Genomic DNA, 21,956 nt, shown 5'->3' on the forward strand with positions numbered 1-21,956 from the left:
TCAGGGATTCCTTGGACGATTCAACAACCAGGTAAGCGTGCTTCCTGAAGGCCGTGAACGCGAATTTTTGGGTTGGCTTTCGCCAGGCGAAAATCGCTTCAGCGTGAGTGCGGCATTTATGTCCAAACTTTTTCCAATGAAGAAGTTTGCCTTTAATACCAACCTCATGGGCTCCCACCGTGCCATCGTACCCATCGGTATGTATGAAAAAGTGATGCCTCTGGACATCATGCCTACGTTTCTTCTTCGTTCACTCGCGGTTAGCGATCTTGAGCGAGCAGAGGAATTGGGCTGTCTTGAACTCGACGAAGAAGACCTCGCATTGTGCACGTTCGTTTGCCCCGGCAAAAACGATTACGGCCCGATGCTTCGGTCGGTCCTTACGACGATTGAAAAGGAAGGGTGATGAAAGCAATACGCAACGCACTCGACAAGGCTGCTCCACTTTTTGAAAAAGGTGGAAAATTAGAGCAGCTTTATCCGCTTTATGAAGCACAAGATACAATTCTCTTTACGCCAAGTGACGTTACCAAAGGTGATTCACACGCAAGAGACGGTCTTGATTTAAAACGTATGATGATCAGCGTGGTTGTGGCTCTTAGCCCATGCATGCTTTTCGCCATGTGGAACACCGGCTACCAGGCACACCTTGCCATTGGTGCTGGTGCGCTTCCTCTAGAGAGCTTCAACACTGCAGCTTACCAATTCATTGGTGGGATCCTTGGATGGGACGCAGCTTGGATGTTCAGCAGTGAAAACCAGATAGGCAATATGCTTCATGGTTTGCTCTATTTTGTACCTGTCTTGATCACAACGCTTGCAACCGGTGGTTTCTGGGAAGTGTTGTTTGCGGTCAAGCGCGGGCACGAAATCACAGAGGGCTTTCTGGTTACAGCTCACCTCATTCCGCTGGTACTCCCGGCCACAATTCCTCTGTGGCAAGTGGTTCTCGGAGTTAGCTTCGGTATCGTCATCGGCAAAGAAATCTTTGGCGGCGTCGGCATGAACATCTTAAACCCGGCTCTTACAGTCCGGGCCTTTTTGTTCTTCGCATACCCAGCTCAAATCTCCGGCGATAAATGCTGGATTGCTGCCAATACCGCTGGTTCAGACAGCGTAAGCGGCGCAACTTGGCTTGCAAAAGCTGCTGAAACTGGAAATGAAGCGCTGGCAGAACTTAGCTGGGTGGATGCTTTCATCGGAACCATACCAGGCTCCATGGGCGAAACCTCGGTGCTTGCATGCTTGATGGGAGCAGGACTCTTGGTCATGATGCAGATTGGTTCATGGCGAACCATGGTAGGTATCACCGTGGGTACTGGCCTCACAGCTCTGATGCTCAATGCCGTTGGTTCCGACACCAACCCATTGTTTGCAGTAGGGCCGCACTGGCACTTCCTGCTCGGCGGCTGGGCATTCGGTATGGTCTTCATGGCAACCGACCCTGTGAGCTCTTCGTTCACAGACGGTGGCAAGCTGATCTACGGATTTTTCATCGGTGTGTTGGTCGTTCTGGTTCGCGTGGTTAACCCCGCTTACCCAGAAGGCATGATGTTGGCGATTCTGTTCATGAATATGTTCGCCCCATTCATCGACCACTTCTTTGTTCAAGCTAATATCAAGCGGAGGGCCGCACGCTATGCAGCATAATACGACCTACACCATTGGGTTTGCGGCGATCGTATGCATCGTTTGTGGAGCATTTGTTTCGGGCTCCGCTGTATCCCTAAAGGACAAACAAGTAGCCAACGCGCTTTTGGACAAGCAGAAAAAAGTTCTTGGCGTCACAGGATTACTCAAGGCAGGTGAAGCACCGACAGCTGACCAGGTAAAAGAGATTTTTGCCAGCAGCATCCGGCCCAAGCTTATCGACTTGAAAACTGGGAACTATGTAGAGGGTGATGCAGCAAGCTTTGATCAGCTCAAGGCCAGCAAAGATCCTGCTCAAAGTACTGAAGCACCAACCAACGACGCTAAAGTTGCTCGGATTCCTAACAAAGCCCTCGTCTACCAAGTTGTAGATGGGGAGCAAGTGAAGATGGTGGTTCTACCCGTTGAAGGCAAAGGCCTTTGGTCCACACTCTACGGTTTTTTGGCTTTAGATAAAGACGTCAACACCATCAAGGGACTAACCTTTTATCAACACGGTGAAACACCAGGCCTGGGCGGAGAAGTAGATAATCCAAAGTGGAAAGCACTGTGGCCTGGCCGCAAAGCATTTGGCGACGACGGACAACCTAAAATTGCCGTTATCAAAGGACAGGCTGGCCCTGTGGCTGAAGACCCTTATCAGGTCGACGGCTTAAGCGGCGCAACCATCACGGCACGCGGCGTATCGCACTTGGTTCAATTCTGGTTAGGGACCCATGGCTTTGGTCCTTACCTCAAGCAGTTTAAGGAAAGGGGCAGTTAAAATGGGTAAAGCAGAACAATCAGCACTTCTCGATCCGCTTTTTGACAACAACCCCATCGGCCTGCAGGTACTCGGTATTTGCTCAGCCCTGGCGGTGACTACAAAGCTGGAAACCGCTCTTGTTATGAGCGTGGCTTTGACAGCCGTTGTGGCTCTATCAAACATGTCCGTCAGCATCATTCGGAACAAGATTCCTTCTCACATCCGAATCATCGTTATGCTGACCATCATTGCATCGTTGGTTATTATTACAGACCAAGTCCTCAAAGCTTTCGTATACGATGTATCGAAACAGCTTTCGGTATTTGTGGGTCTCATTATAACCAACTGCATCGTTATGGGCCGTGCAGAAGCATACGCCATGCAAAATGGCCCGTGGCTTAGCTTCATCGATGGTATCGGAAACGGCCTCGGTTACAGCCTGTGCTTGGTGATCGTAGCTTTCTTTCGTGAACTTTTCGGCTCGGGTAAGCTATTCGGTCTGGATGTTCTCCCGCTGGTCACCGAAGGTGGTTGGTACACCCCCAATGGTTTAATGATGCTGGCTCCGTCAGCGTTTGTGATTATCGGATTGCTCATCTGGGCTCTGCGAGTTTGGAAACCAGACCAGGTCGAGGTGGATTGAAATGGAACATTATATAAGTCTGGCTACTAAGGCCATCTTTGTTGAAAATATGGCGCTCGCGTTCTTTTTGGGGATGTGTACGTTCTTGGCTTGCTCCAAGAAAGTGGACACTTCCATGGGGCTTGGCGCAGCGGTTATTTTCGTTTTGGGAGTAACCTGCCCGCTCAACAACCTCATCTACAATGGATTGCTCAAAGAAGGGGCGCTCACCTGGTTAAGCGACGACTTCGCCAGCACTGACCTTTCATTCCTGAACTTTCTTGCGATGATTGGAACGATTGCCGCGGCAGTTCAAATCGTTGAGATGGCACTCGATAAATTCATGCCCGCTCTCTACTCAGCCCTGGGTATCTTCTTACCCTTGATTGCGGTGAACTGTGCCATTCTTGGCTCATCACTCTTCATGGTTGAGCGCGATTACAACTTTGCCGAAAGCGTTGTATTCGGCGTTGGTAACGGCATTGGCTTTGCCTTGGCAATTATCGCTCTTGCCGCTATTCGCGAGAAAATGCGCTACAGCGATATTCCTGCAGGGCTAAGAGGCCTGGGAATTACTTTTATCACCACCGGTTTGATGGCCATTGGATTTATGGCCTTCTCGGGCATCCAACTTTAGGTTGTAGGAGAGTCTCGATATGGAAACCATTTTACTTGGCGTTGTGATGTTCACAGTGATGGTCGTTGCGCTGGTCTCCGTTTTACTCGGAGCCAAAGCAAAGCTCGTCAACAGTGAAGAAGTCACCATTTTAATCAATGAAGACCCTTCCAAGGCACTGAAGATTCCAGCGGGTGATACCCTCTTGAATGTTCTCAGCGCCAACAAGCTCTTCATCCCTTCTGCTTGTGGCGGCAAAGGAAGCTGCGGTGTGTGCAAAGTTCATGTACATGCCGGCGGCGGTACCCTGCTCTCCACAGAAGAAGGCCATGTCTCTCGCGGTGAAGCCCGTGAAGGGTGTCGCTTGGCCTGCCAGGTCAAAGTGAAGAGCGATATGGAAATTGAGCTTGAACCAGAAGTGTTCAGCATTCGTAAGTGGAGCTGTAAAACACGCAGCAACAACAACGTTGCAACTTTTATCAAAGAGCTCGTTCTTGAACTTCCTCCCGGTGAAGAAGTTCCCTTTCGTGCCGGCGGTTACATTCAGATTGAATGTCCACCTCACGTAGCGGAATACAAAAACTTCGACATCGACGAAGAATACCGAGGCGACTGGGATACGTTCAACATGTGGCGTTATGTGAGTACGGTTGATGAAGAAGTCATTCGCGCTTACTCCATGGCCAACTACCCGGAAGAAAAGGGCATCATCATGCTCAACGTCCGGATTGCTTCGCCACCACCACGTGGGCCTGAAGGTATTCCACCGGGCAAGATGTCCAGCTTCATCTTCGACCTTAAAGACGGCGATGAAGTGACGATCTCTGGACCTTACGGAGAATTCTTCGCGAGTGATAATGACGTTGAGTTTGTGTTTGTTGGCGGCGGTGCCGGTATGGCTCCAATGCGCTCACACATCTTTGACCAGTTCAAACGTATCCACACGGACCGCAAGGTTTCCTTCTGGTACGGTGCGCGAAGTTATCGAGAAGCTTTTTACGTTGAAGATTTTGATGGCATTCAAAAGGATAATGAAAACTTTGAGTGGCACATCGCCCTTTCGGATCCTCAAGCCGAGGACGACTGGGATAATCCAGACTCAGAAAGCCGCAAGCCTCTTGGTTCAAAGATGGGTTACAAAGGCTTCATTCACCAAGTATTGCTCGAAAACTACTTGTCGAACCACCCCTCACCTGAGGATTGTGAATACTACATGTGTGGGCCACCAATGATGAACCAGGCCGTTATCAACATGCTCGACGAATTAGGTGTCGAGCCCGAGAATGTCTTTTTGGATGACTTCGGCGGTTAATAAACAAGATGAAAAGCCCGGGCAGATTGTCCGGGCTTTTTTTTGCCTAAAAATCCTCTAACTTCAGTGCAAAACAACTCAAAATTTACCACTTATCTCTTTGAGTATTCCCCGATTCAGGCCTAATAAACCCATATGAATCCAAATCGTAAAATCCCGAAAGCTCTCCCCTTCATGATCCTCTTCTTCGGGGCACTTTGCGTTTATCGATTGATGCCTGGTTCACCCGGCGCACCGCCGTGGTCCGTCGAGCTCACTGGCCCCATCATGGGCACCACCTATTCCGTCAAAGTCGTAGGAAGAGACCTGAGTCCCGCCGATAAAGCACCCATCGAAAAGTCAGCCCTAGAGGCTATGAACGCTGTCAATGCGGCCATGAGCACCTACCTTAAGACTTCTGAGCTCTCGCTTTTTAACGCCTCTGAATCAACGCAGCCACAGCCCATGAGCGCCCTAACCCTCGAGGTCGTGCAACTTGCTCAAGGCATCAGCAAGCTTACCGGCGGCCATTTTGATGTCACTGTGGGGCCTTTGGTCAATGCTTGGGGGTTTGGTCCTGAGGGACCTCAAAATCAAGTCAGGGAAGAGCAGCTCACTGAGCTTCTCACCTACGTTGGCTACCAAAAGCTAACGATTAACAGCCAGAGCCTAAGCAAGGCACACCCCAAGACCTACGTTGACCTATCGGCCATCGCCAAGGGGTTTGCGGTCGACCAAGTGGCTCAGTCGATCGAAGCGCTCGGGCACCACAATTATATGATTGAGATTGGCGGAGAAGTTTTTGCGAAAGGTCAAAATGCCAAAGATACCACTTGGCGCATCGGCATCGAAACTCCATCGGCTCATGCTCCGGGGATTTTTCAAGTAGTCGCCTTATCCGGTGAAGCCCTGGCAACCAGTGGAGATTATAGAAACTTCTATGAGAAAGATGGCTTACGCTTCTCGCACACCATCGATCCTCAAACCGGAAAGCCTATCAAACACAATTTAGCCAGCGTTTCTGTCGTTGCTGGCTCCTGCGCCGAGGCAGATGCTCTGGCGACCGCACTGAACGTTCTCGGTCCCATCAAAGGCCCAAAACTTGCCGAACAAGAGCAGATTGCAGCGCTTTTCATTATCCGAGATAACACCGGTAAACTGGTAGAAAAACCAAGTTCTACCTTTGCAAATCGCACGAAGAGCGCTAAATAATAAGTATGTCGACGTTGATTCTCACCATAACCGCTATGGCCTGCCTCATGTTTATGATGGCTGTTGGCGTTATCTTCAGTGATCGGTGCCTGCAGGGTTCCTGCGGCGGCGCCGCCAACCCAGAAGATTGTGCATGCGAGACCGCGCGTCTCGAAAAATAGAAATAACAACCCGAGCGGTTAGCTCACTGTCTTAAGATACATCTATCTTAAGGTACAACTGGATTCGCTGGCTCTGGTTCAGCCTCTTGTACGTCCTCGGTCTCTACACCGGGTACCGGAGCAGTTTCGGCTGGAGCGCTTGGGGCTTCGGCTTCCACTTCAATCTGGGCAGCAGCATCCACAGGCGTTTGGACCACTTGGATGGGTGCTGGATCTGGAATCTTTTCAAAGCTTGAGAGTTCGTTGATGTTGGGCAGAAGCGGCGGTGCATCCAATGAATGCTTGGCCTGAAATAGAATGCAGATCGCTTTACCGAAGGCACGGCGGTAGACGTTAATATTTCCTGGTTCGTTATCAAATGTTGCAACCACCTTGCCGTAATGTCGCAAGTAGTTTGTGACCCGTTGCTTAAACATCGCATTTTGGGTCTGGGGCGTTGGCTTCATAATGAGCTCAGTTCCCTGGATGCCGATTGGAAAGCCTTTTTCGCGTAATGTACGAACGGTTCCTAAAAGCTGGCGCTCTGTATCGCGCCCCGTCAGATAAACAATCTTGGCACCACTTGAATAAAGAGTACGTACAAAGTCTACTGCACCTGGCGTTGGTACATCGTAGCGTAAATAATCATCGGTAAAGAAACGCTCGCCCCAAAAAACCATCGCGTTATTGATGATGCCTGAGTCGTCGATGCCAATGCCCTTAAGAGTATCCGCCACACGGTACTCGATCTTGTCGATGTCGATTTCACGAATCAGTTTCGCTTCGTCAGGCCGGGCCTTCTTCAGTTCCGCGTCTGAGTATTCGATAAGAATACGCTGAATCCTGGTTCGGTTATCCAAGAGCGTGCCGTCCACATCGAAAATCACCATTGGGCGTTCTTGCTTATTGTACGAAGCACGCACCTGCTCGAGAATATCCTCGAGAACTTGAGCTCGCTGCGCACCCATGGCCGGTACGGACGCTAGCAACACCAAAGCGATAATCCAAAAACGACAAAACGCCATTTGACACTCCAAAACTCTCTAAATTCAGCTGGCAGCTATACAATGTCCACGAAGCGCCAAGCAAGTTACCCCAAATCAATACATCAAAGTGACGCGTTGTGCTACAACCTTAAAGTGCATGGCTCTGTATCATTATTGTCAAGCTTCACTGAAATGCCTTCTGTAGGTTGCCCATAGCCTCTAAAGGGGCTAGATTCTGCCGATGGCATATTCTAAGGGTCACTACAACTTCGACAAAAAAAACGACGGTCCTTCGGACTTCGCTCTGCAGCTTGGCCTGAAGAATCTCGGATTCTCGGTTTACACTCTGACGCGCGGGGAAGGCTTTGACTTTTTCCACAGCCACCGCGAGCAAGAAGAAGTTTATTACTGCATTGACGGTGTTGCCGACCTAATCATTCTAAAGGACGACAAATCTGAAGAACGCATCATCCTAAAAAAGGGTGATATCGTTCGGGTTGATCCTTCCACCCTACGAGCCATCGGTAATAAAAGCAGTGACCGAGCTGTCCTCGTTATTTCAGGCGCCTGTGCCCACTCATATCCAGCTGGCTTTGGCCATCACGATGTCATTGCCGATGTCTTGTCGATTACTGGAGAAGGGTCTACAGGATTTAAGATGCCACAAAGCGCAACAAAACCATCTTCAGATGAGGATGGCGAAAACCTCTAAGCTTCCAACACGCAAATCTGCACCTATCTAAAAAGAGCTGCATGATGTGTGGAGTACACAGTTATGTTTGATCAGTACAAATCCCAACTCCCCGATATCGATCCTGGCGAAACCGACGAATGGCTTGAATCACTAGAGAGCCTCATCAACGTAGATGGCCCTGAACGTGCAGCCTATATTCTGCGAGCCGTCTTGTCCCGAGCCAAAGAGCTCAATGTTGGTGTGCCTCCCCTTATCCAAACGCCTTACATCAACACCATCCCTGTTGAACAAGAGCCCGATTTTCCCGGTGATGAAATGATGGAAAAGCGGGTACGGCGTATGATTCGCTGGAATGCTATGGCCATGGTTCAACGTGCCAACAAACGCTTCCCAGGTATCGGCGGACACATCTCAACCTACGCTTCAAGTGCAAGTCTTTACGAAGTAGGCTTCAACCACTTCTTCCGCGGACCGGACTCAACCACCGGCGGAGATCAACTCTTCATCCAAGGGCACGCTGCACCCGGGATTTATGCCCGAGCCTTTCTTGAAGGGCGCTTAAGCCGTGAAAAGCTCGATTATTTTCGAAGAGAGACCGGCGGCGTTGGGCTTTCAAGTTATCCCCACCCTTGGTTGATGCCAGACTTTTGGCAATTCCCAACCGTATCCATGGGCCTTGGTGCCATGGCCGCAATTTATCAGGCGCGTTACAACCGCTATCTGCATAACCGCGGCCTCAAAGACACCACCGATTGCCGTGTTTGGGCATTCCTTGGCGATGGCGAGTGTGATGAGCCTGAAACACTGGGCGCTCTTAGTGTGGCCACGCGAGAAGGCCTCAACAACCTGAAGTTTGTCGTCAACTGCAACCTACAAAGACTCGATGGTCCGGTTCGTGGCAATGGCAAAATCATTCAAGAGTTGGAAGCTGTTTTCCGCGGTGCTGGCTGGCATGTCATCAAAGTCATCTGGGGCCCTGAGTGGGATCCAATCTTCGCAAACGATGTTGACGGTGCATTGGTAAAACGCTGCAACGAAGTCGTTGATGGACAATTTCAGAAGTATTCGGTTTCCGATGGTGCCTACATTCGTAAGGATTTCTGTAACGGTGACCCTGCCATGGAATTACTTCTCAAAACCATCCCCGATGAAGCTCTTCCTAAATTGAGACGAGGTGGCCACTCCTATCGAAAACTCTATGCAGCTTACAAACGCGCTGTAGAATATACAGATGGTCCGGTTGCCATCCTATGTAAGACCGTAAAAGGCTGGACACTTGGAGAAGGCTTTGAAGCCAGTAACGTAACCCACCAGATGAAGAAGCTGGACTTGGACCACTTGAGAATGTTCCGAGATACCCTTGAGCTTCCTATCCCTGATGACCGGCTCGAAGAAGCGCCGTATTTTCACCCGGGAGAGCAAAGCCCAGAGGTTAAGTATCTTAAAGAGCGACGCTTTGCGCTCGGCGGTTCGCTGCCTGTACGACGCGCTCCAAAGCCGGCCCTGAGTTGCCCAGAAGATAAAATCTTTGAAGAGGCATTTAAAGGCGCGGCAAAAGCAGAAGTCTCTACTACCATGGCTTTTGTGAGACTCTTGCGAGGACTTTTACGTGACAAGAAAATAGGCAAGCATGTCGTCCCGATTATTCCGGATGAAGGTCGAACCTTTGGTATGGATGCTCTCTTTAGAGAAGTAGGTATTTACGCTTCCATGGGGCAAAAATACGAACCCGTCGATGCCAACCACTTCTTGTACTACCGAGAGAGCCAAAATGGCCAAATCTTAGAAGAGGGTATTACTGAAGCAGGCTCGATGGCCTCCTTCCAGGCTGCCGGAACGAGCTACGCCACCCATGGAACTGTAACCATTCCATTCTACCTATTTTATTCGATGTTTGGTTTTCAACGCACCAGTGACCAAATTTGGCAATGCGGCGATGCCCGGGCGAGGGGATTTCTACTGGGTTGCACAGCTGGCCGAACCACACTCAACGGTGAAGGACTCCAGCACCAAGATGGGCACAGCCTACTTTACGCCAATGCAGTACCAAGCTGCCGAGCGTATGACCCAGCCTATGCCTACGAAACATCTGTGATTGTGCGCGACGGCCTGACGCGTATGCTCGACAAGGACGAAGACTGCCTCTACTACATCACTCTCTACAACGAGAACTACACCATGCCGGCGATGCCCGAGGGTGCAGAAGAAGGAATTCTTCGCGGTATCTATCAGCTGCCGCCCGTTACGCCGATGCCAGATAAGCCCGAGGCAAAACTCCAGCTTTTCGGAAGCGGAACGATTTTGAATTCCGTTCGTACGGCTCAGCAAATTCTAGCGGAGCAATACAATATTGCAGCGGACGTTTGGAGCGTTACAAGCTATCAACAGCTCTACCGAGATGCTCGCCGTACCGCTCGTCACAATCGCTTCAACCCTCGAGGTAAGAAGCAAGTGCCGTTTATTACGCAGGTACTCGACGGCGCCGAAGGTCCGGTTATTGCTGCTTCGGATTGGGTGAGTGAGTTGCCGCAAATCATCAGCGACTTTGTTCCCAACCGCTACGTTGTTCTCGGTACCGATGGCTACGGCCGCTCCGATACACGCGAAGCACTGCGGCGACACTTTGAGGTAGACACTGCCTCAATCGTTATTACAGCTCTATCCACGCTTTACCGCGAAGGTAAAATCAAAGCGAAGGTGGTAAACGAAGCAATGCGTTCCTTTGAGTGGTCCAAAGACAAACCCGACCCTGTTACTCTTTAAGAATTCAGGTATCAACCGACCGGCAGTGTGCTGCAAACGTTGACAAACGCTGTATCACACTGCCATAGCCGCTCCACCACCCATGATAAAGGACGCGTCATGATCACTGCGGAAGAAATCGAAACCCGAATCAAAAAAGAAATTGAAGGCGCGCAAGTTGTCATCAAGGATATGACCGGTGGTCAAGACCATTGGGATGTTGAAGTTGTTTCCGAGACCTTTGCCGGCGTATCACCCGTCAATCAGCACCGCATGGTCTACGCAGCATTTACCGATGTCATGGGCGGCGCGCTGCACGCTCTCAAGCTAAAAACGCGCACCCCTTAATCACTTAAGACCTGCGTCACGCTCGCATTTGCCACCGACCAAGCTGGCCAAGAGGCCCCCAAAACGGCGGCCAAAATCGACGACAACCACACGAAAATAAAGATAGTCGGTGGAAACAAAAACAATGTATCTGGCTTGAATGCAAAGTCGGGCAGCGTCCCAAGAATCCAAGCATCCAGCGTACCCGCAAGGCCAAGGCCGAGTACGCAGCCCACCAGGCCGCCCACCATCCCGATAACCGCCGCTTGCGAGAGAACCAAAATCATCACATCCCGGCGACGCGCTCCCAGAGCTCGTAAAATTCCGAGTTCAGCACGGCGTTCAGTGACTTGAGCGAAAAAGCTATGGCCGATATTCAATGCAGCCATCATGAGCATGCTGCCGCCAAGGAGTGCAAAAAAGACCAAGATCATATTCATGATGTCGGCAACTTGCCGGGCCCCTTTATCCAAACTCAAACCAAGCTCTTCCACTGCATCGGCAATCGCCGGGATATCCTCTGGGCTTTTGGCCCGGATAAGAACAGATGAATAACTCTCCGCCCCATTACTCTCCCCGTAACGGCTCATCAAGCCGCGCGCGACCTCCAGTGGAACCGTCACCCCGAGGCGTAATGCGTATTGAGAGGCACCAACAATGCGCGCCCGCTCAACGCCCTTGTCCTTGGCACCTCGGCTGCCCAGCATCAGTGATTTACCAATCACCATATCAAATTCAAATCCGGTAATGAGCTGAGCTGTGATCTGAGGCATACCAAGCGCTGATGCCACAGACTGATTGTAAATCTCCAAGAGCTGATCTGAAATAACCACCGGTATTGTGGAAGAGTCTTCGTTTAAAGTCTCACCGACCTCAGGCAGGAGAAGTTCTTTGGGTAAACCCACCATAAACAAATCCGTGTAGAGCGAACGTCCGAAAATTTCGCGGCCGCCTCGAGCACCCAGTGGAAGCTTCACTTCCAATTTAGGATAAACTGCATCCACACCTGGAATCTTGGTGAGCACTTGGAGTTTACCCTCGTTGATTTGGGAGCCGCCAAAAAGCTTGTGGGCATCGAGTTTAAACATTCCAAGATCGAGGGTTCTCGGAGCGACTTCGAGCATATTGATGGGAAGATCACGCACCACTTTTTCCGTGACCAAAGCGCGAATGGCAAAACCATGACCTACCACCATAAACAAAACACAGCTGGCTATCATCACCCCCATAGCAGACACCGCTGCGCGGCGAGGCGTAGACCGTAGGTTATTCACCGCCAAGTTCACGAGGCGTTCTCTTAACATAGTCGCCCCCCAACCAGCTTCCACACATGGTCAGCCTGCTGCGCCAAGCGCTCATCGTGAGTTACAACGACGATGCAAGTTTTTTCCAAACGCATACTGCTGAGTAAACGCAGGACCTCGGAGGCATTGTCTTGGTCGAGATTTCCAGTGGGCTCGTCACACAAAATAATAGGCGGATTGTGATAGAGTGCTCGAGCCAAAGCCACACGCTGCTTTTCACCCCCTGAGAGATGGCGTGCTTCTCGGTCTTTTTGCTTAGTAAGCCCAACCTGATTCAGAAGCTGTTCCGCCCATTTTCGGTCAGGTGCTTTCGACGAGAACATCGCCGCCAACAGGACATTTTCAAGAGCCGTCAGTTCACCGTGTAAATGGTAGGCTTGGAAGACAAAGCCTATTTTCTCACTGCGTAAACCCGCCCGCTCCCGGTCTTTGAGAGCTTTGAGTTCTTTTCCTAAAACATGAACGGTGCCTTGGTACTCAACATCAAGTGCACCCATAAGATGTAACAACGTGCTTTTTCCAGAACCAGAGGATCCTAAGAGAACAACCAACTCACCCGGCATCACAGCCAAGTCGACACCGTCTAATATTGTTGTTTCGCCTGCTCCATCTTTGAAGCGTTTAACAACATTTCTTAAACTTACGAGAGGTTCGGCAGTCATCAAAGACTCTGTCTCAATTTGACAACAACATGACCCGGCTCAACATTAATGCCCAAAGCAATATCGTCAAGACCTCCAAGCAATGCCAAAATCATATCGGCCTGCTGAGTGAGGCCCAGCTTCGCCACCGCTGGGATATTGGTTTGCTTTAGCAAGAGACCAAGTGATTCAGCCACAACTTGGGTTCTCAAGACCGCCACTTGGGTGCCTGGCTCCTGAGCCAAGGAAGCGGCAACCGAGCTTTGGAGAGCTGGGAACGCACTCTTTGAATTCTCGCTTAGTAAATGCTTTGCGATTTTTTCTGCTCGCCCTGTACCCGCAGCGTAATAATAATAATTCCCCGCGGTTCCCCAACCAATGCGCGGCGAAGGCTTATCTGGCTCAAACTGCGTCGCAACTTTTGTGCCTACCTTAATTTCACGTTGCCTCAGGTCCATACCTCGCTCCGTAAGTATTTTCACCGACTGCCCCACCAATGCGCTCATGGCTTTTGGATCTACAATCTGTGCCACCACTGCCACCTGAAGACTGTCCAGTAGTACAGGTAATCGCCGCTCACCTCGCGTGATTCGAGAATAAAGAGTTTTGATGTCTTGCAGGTGAAGAGCCACCGCGACCGGACCGCTCAAATGCTTGAGCGCTTCATTTTCTAAATCTAAGCCGGTTTCGGAAGTGGACCGAGACTGAACCGAGGACAAGAGCTTTTGAAACATGGGCTGGTTTCTTAGAATTTGAAACAATTCAGGACGGGCGGCATCCGTTAGCAGAACCAACGCGCCGTCTTCCTCCACCAATTTTGCCTGCTCAAGAACAGTCACCGGCTTTAAAAGCTTCTCCAAGCCCTTGAGCTTGAAATCCACATAACCATCCACTTTCAGTCCGGTTGGTCCTAGGTCAATGCCAATCGCAGCACCATCACTGAGCGCCTTAGCTTGCTCACCCAAGAGCTTGGCCGCCAGATCCGAACGCCCAACCCACCGTATCGCACTCTTTTGAACCTTCGCCGAGAGTTGACTCATTTTCGTATCATCCAACCAACGGGCCTTGTCGGCCTTACGCTTCTCTCGTTGATTGATAATCTGTCCCAAAGCTTCAGGCTTTGTACCTAAACTCAAAAGGTAGTCATTCCCGGTTCGAGCATAGTGCAACACTGGTACCACTTCGGTACCAAAGATACGTCCCAATGTGATCACCGTAACACCATGATGGGTGGACTCTTGTTTTGCAGTGGCACCATCGATTCGTTTTAAAAGTTTCTGGAGACCCAGCTCCACGATTTGGGGCTTGGTTGCACGCATCCAAAGCAGCTTTTGCTCTTCTCGAATAAAGAACACGAGCCCAGCTTTTACGTCGACGCCTGCTTCGGTCCAGGTTTTTGGCTTAAAGAACTGCACACCCGCCTGCGTCTCAAGTGCTGAGCGCAACCGCTTGACCAACGGCCGGGCGTCACCCCGGCTTACCTGCTCCACATAAAGACCAAAGGCACGGATTAACGCGTCGACATCGTTCATTTCCACAACAAGACTGGCGTCAGCGGGTACATTTTCTAAAAGTGGTACGACCACCTTCTCAGAGCAACCTCCGCAACCTGATAGGCTTAAGAGGAATAACAAAAGCGGTAGGACCTGTTTCTTAGAATCGAACATGACTAGGTCGTACCAAATAAAAGATTCAAAATCACGTCTTTGGGGCTTGCGCATTGAAAAACTGATCCTCTAGTCTTACGCCCATCGCACCCAACCGGTGCGTTCCGGGGGAAAATAAATGTATCGTAAGCCTATTATTCTCATGATGGCCTTCTGGCTCCTCATTAGCTTGTGTAATTGTCAATGCAGCGACAGCCTTAGCGCCGCGCGAGGTTCTATGAGCCTTGCCCTCTGTGACCAAGGTGAAGCATGTGGGTGTCAGGACCTTGCACCAGACAGTTCATCCATTGATTTTGGCACTCCAGCCGAAGGCTCCACTACAAGACGCACGCTGCGCCTGGAAAATTCCGGGATGCCGATGCCTTTATTGGTTGAATCCATTCAACTCGATGACCCAGACAACGTTTTTAGTCTGGTTTTGTTACAACGCTTTGAGTCCAGCGCTGAAGATGCCACCAGTGAATCCGTGACCATGCAGGACGGTGGCTTTATGCTCGAAGGCGCGCAGTATGCAGAGCTTGCCATCGAGTATGCCCCCAACGCAGGCAGCGTTCATACAGCATCCCTCACGATTGAATCCAATTCTGATATCCGCGGCAATTGGACGATTGATTTATCTGGGGGCGCGGGCACCTGCGATGTGTGCATTGAAAGTGGTGAATGCGGCGAAGGTGTCTTAGTAGACTTCGGAACATTTAACGATACTGAAGTCGGTCCAGATTTTGAAGATGTCCTCGGGCGACCCATCGCTTTGGGAACTCAAGGCATAAGCGTTACCAATACTGGAAGCGCGGAAGTCCTTGTCACGATTCAACTCACCAATGACGGCATCCCAGAAACTTCAAGTACGGAGATTCCTGGCGAAAATGGCGTATTCTTTCTGGGTGAGCTTGGCTGTGCTCAAGTGGCACCGGGTGAAACCTTAACTGTACCCGTTGAATACAGACCCTCAACGGCTGGACAGCATTTCGGCGAAGTTGTCGTTGCCGGACTCGGCTCACCCATTTATGTGAATCTCATGGGCCGCGTGGTGGGGCCTCATATTTGTTTTGAAACAGAGGACGATGTCCCTGGCGATGCGACTTTGCAGTTTGGTACTGCGCCCTCTTATACGACCGCCCAGAACGTGAGCGAGACGCGTTCTATTACCATCACCAATTGCGGCTACGATGCAGACCTCACCCTAGACAGCATCAGCTTTGCCAACTCGTCCAGTTCTGAGTTTGACAGCATCGAAATTCCATGGACCGGCGCCTCAAGCCTGGCAGTTGGCGAAAGCACGGCTTTACCCGTCAGCTACCTGCCGGAGGTTCAGAATGCGATTGGCTCAAACTCTCTGGGCCGTATTATTTTTGAAACCAATGACACCCTTCGACCCACCTCAGCGGTCGATCTCAACGCTCGGATCGGGCAGCCTGAACAGTGTATCCTGGTCCCAAGCCCAAGTCCTGTCGACTTTGGGTGGGTGGCAAGTGATGAAGTCGGGGTTGGCGAAGACTGCGACGCACTGCCTATTCCAATACCGGGCTGCGAAGAACTTGTTTCACGGCTTGCTCTGGTAACCTTCTCAAACGTTGGGCAACGTCCTTGTACTGAGGTCGACCTTGGCGCTTTGATTCTTGATCCCAACAGCGCTGAAATGTTTGAGTACTACCCCACAAACACCGCTCCAAGTACCTTTGACCTTGCACCCGGTGAATCATTTGGTCCCATTGAACTCATCTTCAAGCGCCCGGCTGTTGATTTAGCCATGAACCACTTTGGTAAACTTCCCTACACATCGGCCGAAGGGGCCAGTGAAGAGCTTCTGCTTGAAGCACGTGGCGGTGGTTCACCCAACTGCTCTATCAGCTTCTCTCCTGTGTCCCCGGCAACTTTCTTCTGCCCGCAGGAATCTCTGGCCTTCGGAAACGTAAATATCGGCCAAGATAAAACCATGGAGCTTAAAATAATCAACACGGGATCAGAAGATTGCAGTGTTGCTCAGATTGCTCTGGGTTCAGGAACTTCCGCCGCGTTTTCTTGGACCAGCGATAGCCTACCGGGCATCATTCCAGTGAATGATTACCGCACCGTAGATGTTCGATTCGAACCGGTTCCCCCATCAGGCAACAATCCGTTTGAAGAAATTCCTTTTCTCTGCGGCCAAAATAATATCCTTTTCACAACCAACAGCGGCGCGGGTGGCACACTCGCCACCGAAGAATTGGCGCTCGCAGGAAATGGCACCCGACCAGACATCGATGTGATCCCAGGACAAATTGATTTTGGACTCGTAACCGTAGGTTGCTGCTCAGAATGGGTTCGCGTAGCTGTCTACAACTCGGGCGATGGCACCCTTGATATCAATAGCCTTGGTATTCTCGGTACTTCAGACCCTGGGTTTGAAACAACGCAGCCAACCTCCATGACACTGCCTCCTGGCAGCGATACTGAATTTGAAGTTCGCTTCTGTGCTACCGCAGTGGGAGATTCCAGCGGCGTTGTGGAAATTCAATCCACAGATGACAACGAAGAATACTTCACCGTTCCAATGACGGCAGAAGGCACACTCGACAGCACAGGCATTGATGTATTCCAACAGCCGGAGAGGCCTCTGGTTGATGTTCTATTGGCAGTGGATGATTCTGGTTCCATGAGTGAAGAGCAGCAAAATCTTGCGAACAACTTCAGCTCGTTTATCGACGCAGCAAGCTCGTTGGACACCGATTATCATATTGGCGTGGTCAACACGGATTCTGAAAGTGATTGGCGAGGTAAGCTCTATTCCTGTGATGGCAACCCACTCTGGGTAAGCGATGATCAACCCGTAGCTACCCAGTCCAGCCAGTTTAACTGCAACGTGCGGGTCACAAACTCGGGAAGGCCAAGCTCTGATAGTAAAGAGTCACCGCTTCAAGCAGCGCGGCTCGCGCTTGATTATCCGAACATTGATGATTTCAACGCCGGTTTTTACCGAGAAGACGCCAAGCTCTACGTGATCTTGGTAACCGATGAAGAAGACCAAAGTGATGGTACTGCTCAGCTCTACGTGGATTTCTTTAGAAACCTTAAAGGCGTGGGCAACCCCGACCTCTTGAACATTTCCGCTATTGCCGGGCCACCACCCAATGGTTGTGACACCGCTGAAGGAAACCAAGTTGATTATGATGCAGTGAATGCTGTGGGAGGACAATTCAGATCTATTTGCAGCGCAGACTGGTCGAACATGGTTGGAAGCCTGGGGCTTGATGTATTCAACGCCAGACGCCAGTTCCCCCTTTCACGGCCAGCTACTGCCGGAACGATTACGGTGGAAGTCTGTGATGACGACGGAAACGGCAACCCAATCAATTGCCAGAACGTGCCACTTAGTTCCGCCAACGGTTGGAGCTTTGATGCGGATACCAACTCCATCATCTTCAACGGCAGCGAAGTTCCCGGGGCCAGTCAGCATATCACGGTGACCTACGACACCATTTGCTTTGAGTAAGAGCTCAAAAAAAAAGCCCCCTCTGCCAAAAGCAGAGGGGACTTTTTGCCCAGGCGACGCCAGCAATATGCTGGTCACCGCACCTTAAAAATTAATCTGCCAGTTCACAGTCCCAGCAATCCCAGTGGTCATACGTTGTAGAGCCTGCAAGCTGATAGGAAGCGCTTAGGTTTAAGCCTTCCACCGTATGGGCTGTGATTCCCCGGTCACTGATTGCGTAGATGTAGTCACCCATGAAAATGCTGCGGCGAACATCTCGGTAATTCCAGTACCAGTTACTTTGGTCATTAAAGAAGTCACTGTGGTCGATGCTTCCGTAATTGGAGAGTCCGTTTTCAACATCAACCTGAATCAGCTCAAGACGGCTGGAATACTCATAATAATAATCGCCGCCATTTTGAACCCAGCGATAAGTTGAAAGTGGAATGGCCAAAAGACCTTTCGGCGCCCAATACTGAAATGCCTTGTGCTCATAGTTGGCCTCGCTCCAGCCATAGTACCATCCGTCACCTTCTTGCATCGCCATTGGCATCGCTGAGGCAAGCTGCGGGTTTGAAAAGTTGGTCACATCAAACAAAGAGATCTGAGTATTCCAATCAAGACCATCGCCGTCACCGCCATACCCAATCGTTAACAAGAAGCCTTCTTGCTCATCCTTGAGAGGGTGAATGTAAGTGGACACACCCGGTACTTCGAGCTCACCTTTGATTTGTGGATTGGTTGGGTCGCTCAAATCGATTGTCCACAGAGGATCGATGTTTCTGAAAGTTACAAGGTAACCTTCATCTCCCACAAAACGGCTGGACCACAAACGCTCGGTAGGAGCAATATCACCCACATGACCAACCACATCGAGTGTGACTGCATTGTCTTCAGTAAGCGCCTCACCCAACACGTAAACATGGCTCACACTTGGCTCGGGCTCTTCTTCCCACCAGCGGTTCCACCGGCCGGTTGTGGAGGCGACGCGGATATAATCATTGTGCTCCGATAAAGAGAACTGTCCCAAAATCATACCGGGTACGCGGCCACTGCCTGCATAAACCGTATTGATGCCTTCGCTGATATCGAAGCGGTGGATATTCGTTGCTTCATCTTCATCTGGGTTGCCCCAAAACCACCACCAATCCTGAGCTGGCTCAGCAATCACCAAGGTGTCTGTGGAAGCATAGACATGGCTCCAGTTGGTTAAGAGGTGGTCTGCTTCAAATGCAAAGTCATCGCCAAAAAGGTCAAGGCTTAGAATGGAGGTAAAGCCCATGCCGTTGCCGTCTTCAGGGATAGAGAAGTTGTTGCAGTTGTTCGCTGTATAGGTGTGCTCAACAAATGAGTCGTCCATGAGGCGCTCATACAATCGGGGAACCATGTCGCTTAGTTCGTACTCTGCGATGACTGCGTTGTTGCTGGCGATGGTATCTTCAACTGCTTGTTCCCAAATCGATTCACGCTCAGGATCGTCATACTGATAATCGTAGTAGGTGTCCGGCACTTGTGGCCAAGTACTTACCCCGCGTAGGTTCATCCAAGCGTGGCTGACCATGCGAACATTTGCGTTCACTTTGCGTCCTGTTTGGTACTGACCTTCAAGGTAAAGCTGACGTGCAATAACGGGGTTCAAGCGGTCTGTCATATCAACCACGGTGACCTTGGTAAGTGACTGCACCCGCCAATACCAGTAGTTGTACTCATCGTTAAACTCTTGGCCAATAAGCGCGCGCACTGGGTGACCCTCGGGAAGCGACCATACATTAATCGAAGAGTAGATGACCATTTTGTCACCTTCCATCAGCATTTGGCTGGGCCGGCCCTCTACAAGCGTTGTAGATTGGTGAACGAGATCACCAAAATTGGGCACGCCAAAGATTTCCAATCGGTTGCCGTTGAGCGTGTAAATATAGTAGCCGTCGGTCTTCACAAAATCGGCTTCATCAACGCCATCTTCCTGATTATTCGTTCCCGAAAAATCCACACCCTCTTCTCGTGGCTCGCTTGAATTGCTTCCCGAACCGGAACCTGCAGAGTCGCTTGCGGATGCATCGGCACTTTCAGCCGCCATGTCGCCCCCATCAGCCCAACCACCATAGTAGTTGTTGTTTTGCATTCTTAGCTCGTTTTCCAGGCGCGCCGAGAGCGAACCCTTCAGTTGAAGCTCGAGCTCTTCGCATGACTGAAAGCCAATCAGCTGAGCTGTGGTCATAGACTGGTTCGGCGTAATGCTTGGATTCGTTGTGTCGTCATCCGAGCAGGCCCCAAGCGCTAACGCGCAAACGGCAAGGCTGCTCAATAGCTTAATCTTCATTGTTCATTCCTTTCGTCGAGGCGGCCAACAAGAGGCGCCACGGTGTCACTATTTGTTTAGCAATCTTGGTGCCAAACTATAATCGAATAATACCTTAATAATATTAGATACTTAATGGTTCAACAAAAGGGAGTCCCTCTGGTAAAGCGGAAGATCCGTATCCATTGGTTGACAGTGTAAACACATGGATTAGTTTTGTATACAAAAGATAGAGCGCATCGCCCATGACTGTAGCCTACTTCAAGCAGGTGAAACTCGGTGCCCTCAAATAGGATCTCGCTTTACCGGGCAAGTCATACAGCGAGGCCCGCCGCCCCCGCGAACAAGCTCAGGACCGGCGAAAGTCAGGATCACTTTATCGTCCTCAGCCACTTCCTCGTCGCCCAACAAAAAGGCTTCAGCATCCACCAAGCGAAAACCCGCCTTCTCCAATGCTTCTAGGGTGCCATGATTGCGCCGGTAAGAAAGGGCTTGGCCTGGAGCCACTGCAAAGAAATTACAGCCTGAAGCCCATTGCTCACGTTCACGCCGGGGCGGCAAATCGCCTCCGCAGTAAACCGGCTCCATTTTGATTCCAATATTGGCAAAAGCTTTAAAGAGATCGTCGGCTTCCCGTACCGACTCCTCACCTTTTCGCCTATGTAAAACCGGCGCACGGCTCGTACCATGAAAAAGAGGACCGTAGGCCACGCAGATATTATGGTCGATTTGGGACCAGACCATATCCAGGTGAATCGCGGTGGAACGCTCCGGTAAAACAATCGTTAATACTTCCGTAATCTTCGTGCTGGTAAAGAGAAGCTCACACAACTCATCCAATGCCGATGGGCTGGTACGCTCCGAAAGCCCCACAAGTACGGTGTCATCCGAGATAACATGTACATCGCCGCCTTCAAGTGTGATGCCTTTACGGCGCTCATCACTCCCATCGTAGAGAATATTCGGATCGGCAAAACGAGGATGGTAGCCATAGATGGTTCGCATCAAGGCTTCTTCCGGCCAACGGCTCGAAAATCGCATCGCGCTAACAACCGCCTGATCCCCGATGACCATGGAGGCATCACGGGTAAAAAATTGATTCGGCAAGGGTGGGAGCGCGTAATTTTCTAATTCTAGCTTACGAGCGAAAGCTCCGCTCGGAATGGACGACCCCTCAATGTAGCACCGGGCAAGTTCAGCCGGGGCCACGTTCTTCAAGTCAGAAAGAGAGCGAAAAGCCGTAATCTCAATGGATCGTTCGATTAGAAAATTGCGAGCGTCTTCATTTTCCAAGGTTTGCTCAAGCAGAGTCCGAACGTCGAGAACATTGGCAAACCGGCTTAAAATTGAAGTAAACCGGCGGTGTTCGTCCATCGCGCCATCAAGGTCGATGATGTCATCGTAGAGGTACTCCTGCCGGGTCATGGGCGTGACCGCTAAAAGCTCAGGGCCTGGCGGGTGACATATAACTTCGCGTAAACGACCTATTTCACTGTTCACAAATAAATTTGTTTGCATTTGATGCGTCGAACCCCCGTGACTTCGGTGTAGTAAGTCTGCTTCGTGGAA

The 21,956-nt window shown here is 50.7% G+C and carries 18 protein-coding genes; 12 read left to right on the forward strand and 6 right to left on the reverse strand.

Annotated elements, in window-relative coordinates; genetic code table 11:
* From HOK28_02950 to HOK28_02985, 8 genes are all read left to right on the forward strand, one after another.
* On the forward strand, nt 1-406 hold a 406-nt coding region (locus tag HOK28_02950), incomplete at its 5' end, for an NADH:ubiquinone reductase (Na(+)-transporting) subunit A (GenBank protein MBT6432022.1).
* Nucleotides 406-1,650: an NADH:ubiquinone reductase (Na(+)-transporting) subunit B gene (locus HOK28_02955; GenBank protein MBT6432023.1), complete on the forward strand. Its 1,245-nt coding sequence runs from the start codon at nt 406-408 to the stop codon at nt 1,648-1,650. The genes HOK28_02950 and HOK28_02955, both read left to right, overlap by 1 nt.
* The gene (locus HOK28_02960) at nt 1,640-2,413 is read left to right on the forward strand and encodes a Na(+)-translocating NADH-quinone reductase subunit C (GenBank protein MBT6432024.1); all 774 of its coding nucleotides are present in this window, start codon (nt 1,640-1,642) and stop codon (nt 2,411-2,413) included. Before HOK28_02955 ends, HOK28_02960 begins: the two co-directional genes overlap by 11 nt.
* Nucleotides 2,367-3,038, forward strand: a complete 672-nt coding sequence (locus HOK28_02965) for an NADH:ubiquinone reductase (Na(+)-transporting) subunit D (protein MBT6432025.1) — start codon at nt 2,367-2,369, stop codon at nt 3,036-3,038. Before HOK28_02960 ends, HOK28_02965 begins: the two co-directional genes overlap by 47 nt.
* Before the next feature lies 1 nt (nt 3,039).
* The gene (nqrE, locus tag HOK28_02970) at nt 3,040-3,654 is read left to right on the forward strand and encodes an NADH:ubiquinone reductase (Na(+)-transporting) subunit E (protein ID MBT6432026.1); all 615 of its coding nucleotides are present in this window, start codon (nt 3,040-3,042) and stop codon (nt 3,652-3,654) included.
* A 19-nt stretch (nt 3,655-3,673) separates the two neighbouring features.
* The gene (locus HOK28_02975) at nt 3,674-4,945 is read left to right on the forward strand and encodes an NADH:ubiquinone reductase (Na(+)-transporting) subunit F (GenBank protein ID MBT6432027.1); all 1,272 of its coding nucleotides are present in this window, start codon (nt 3,674-3,676) and stop codon (nt 4,943-4,945) included.
* A gap of 135 nt (nt 4,946-5,080) precedes the next feature.
* Entirely contained in the window at nt 5,081-6,136 is a 1,056-nt protein-coding gene (locus tag HOK28_02980) for an FAD:protein FMN transferase (protein ID MBT6432028.1), read from the forward strand.
* 5 nt (nt 6,137-6,141) lie between these two features.
* Nucleotides 6,142-6,297, forward strand: coding sequence for a hypothetical protein (locus HOK28_02985; GenBank protein ID MBT6432029.1), 156 nt, complete (start codon nt 6,142-6,144; stop codon nt 6,295-6,297).
* 47 nt (nt 6,298-6,344) lie between these two features.
* On the opposite strand, the gene HOK28_02990 is transcribed toward HOK28_02985, so the two are convergent.
* Complete coding sequence (locus HOK28_02990; protein ID MBT6432030.1) at nt 6,345-7,301, reverse strand: hypothetical protein; 957 nt, start codon at nt 7,299-7,301, stop codon at nt 6,345-6,347.
* A 202-nt stretch (nt 7,302-7,503) separates the two neighbouring features.
* Between HOK28_02990 and HOK28_02995 the strand changes: the two genes are divergently transcribed.
* From HOK28_02995 to HOK28_03005, 3 genes are all read left to right on the forward strand, one after another.
* A complete protein-coding gene (locus HOK28_02995; GenBank protein MBT6432031.1) occupies nt 7,504-7,974 on the forward strand; it encodes a cupin domain-containing protein in 471 nt (156 codons plus the stop codon).
* Between the two features lie 63 nt (nt 7,975-8,037).
* A complete protein-coding gene (gene aceE, locus HOK28_03000) occupies nt 8,038-10,719 on the forward strand; it encodes a pyruvate dehydrogenase (acetyl-transferring), homodimeric type (GenBank protein ID MBT6432032.1) in 2,682 nt (893 codons plus the stop codon).
* A gap of 99 nt (nt 10,720-10,818) precedes the next feature.
* Entirely contained in the window at nt 10,819-11,046 is a 228-nt protein-coding gene (locus tag HOK28_03005; protein MBT6432033.1) for a BolA family transcriptional regulator, read from the forward strand.
* Here HOK28_03005 and HOK28_03010 read toward each other — a convergent pair.
* From HOK28_03010 to HOK28_03020, 3 genes are read right to left on the reverse strand one after another with little or no spacing between them, the layout of a single operon-like run.
* A complete protein-coding gene (locus HOK28_03010; protein MBT6432034.1) occupies nt 11,043-12,329 on the reverse strand; it encodes an ABC transporter permease in 1,287 nt (428 codons plus the stop codon). The two genes, HOK28_03005 and HOK28_03010, sit on opposite strands and share 4 nt — an antisense overlap.
* The gene (locus HOK28_03015) at nt 12,323-12,991 is read right to left on the reverse strand and encodes an ABC transporter ATP-binding protein (protein MBT6432035.1); all 669 of its coding nucleotides are present in this window, start codon (nt 12,989-12,991) and stop codon (nt 12,323-12,325) included. Before HOK28_03015 ends, HOK28_03010 begins: the two co-directional genes overlap by 7 nt.
* On the reverse strand, nt 12,991-14,691 hold the full coding sequence (locus tag HOK28_03020; GenBank protein ID MBT6432036.1) for a hypothetical protein: 1,701 nt from the start codon (nt 14,689-14,691) through the stop codon (nt 12,991-12,993). The genes HOK28_03015 and HOK28_03020 overlap by 1 nt, the downstream gene beginning before the upstream one ends.
* A 64-nt stretch (nt 14,692-14,755) precedes the next feature.
* Here HOK28_03020 and HOK28_03025 point away from each other — a divergent pair, with 64 nt between their 5' ends.
* A complete protein-coding gene (locus HOK28_03025) occupies nt 14,756-18,109 on the forward strand; it encodes a choice-of-anchor D domain-containing protein (GenBank protein MBT6432037.1) in 3,354 nt (1,117 codons plus the stop codon).
* A 91-nt stretch (nt 18,110-18,200) separates the two neighbouring features.
* Here the strand turns inward: HOK28_03025 and HOK28_03030 are convergent, their stop codons facing one another.
* Nucleotides 18,201-20,408, reverse strand: a complete 2,208-nt coding sequence (locus tag HOK28_03030; protein MBT6432038.1) for a hypothetical protein — start codon at nt 20,406-20,408, stop codon at nt 18,201-18,203.
* 264 nt (nt 20,409-20,672) lie between these two features.
* Nucleotides 20,673-21,905, reverse strand: a complete 1,233-nt coding sequence (locus HOK28_03035) for a hypothetical protein (protein ID MBT6432039.1) — start codon at nt 21,903-21,905, stop codon at nt 20,673-20,675.
* Nucleotides 21,906-21,956 lie beyond the last annotated feature (51 nt).

The organism is Deltaproteobacteria bacterium (genome assembly GCA_018668695.1).
Taxonomy (GTDB): Bacteria; Myxococcota; XYA12-FULL-58-9; order XYA12-FULL-58-9; family JABJBS01; genus JABJBS01.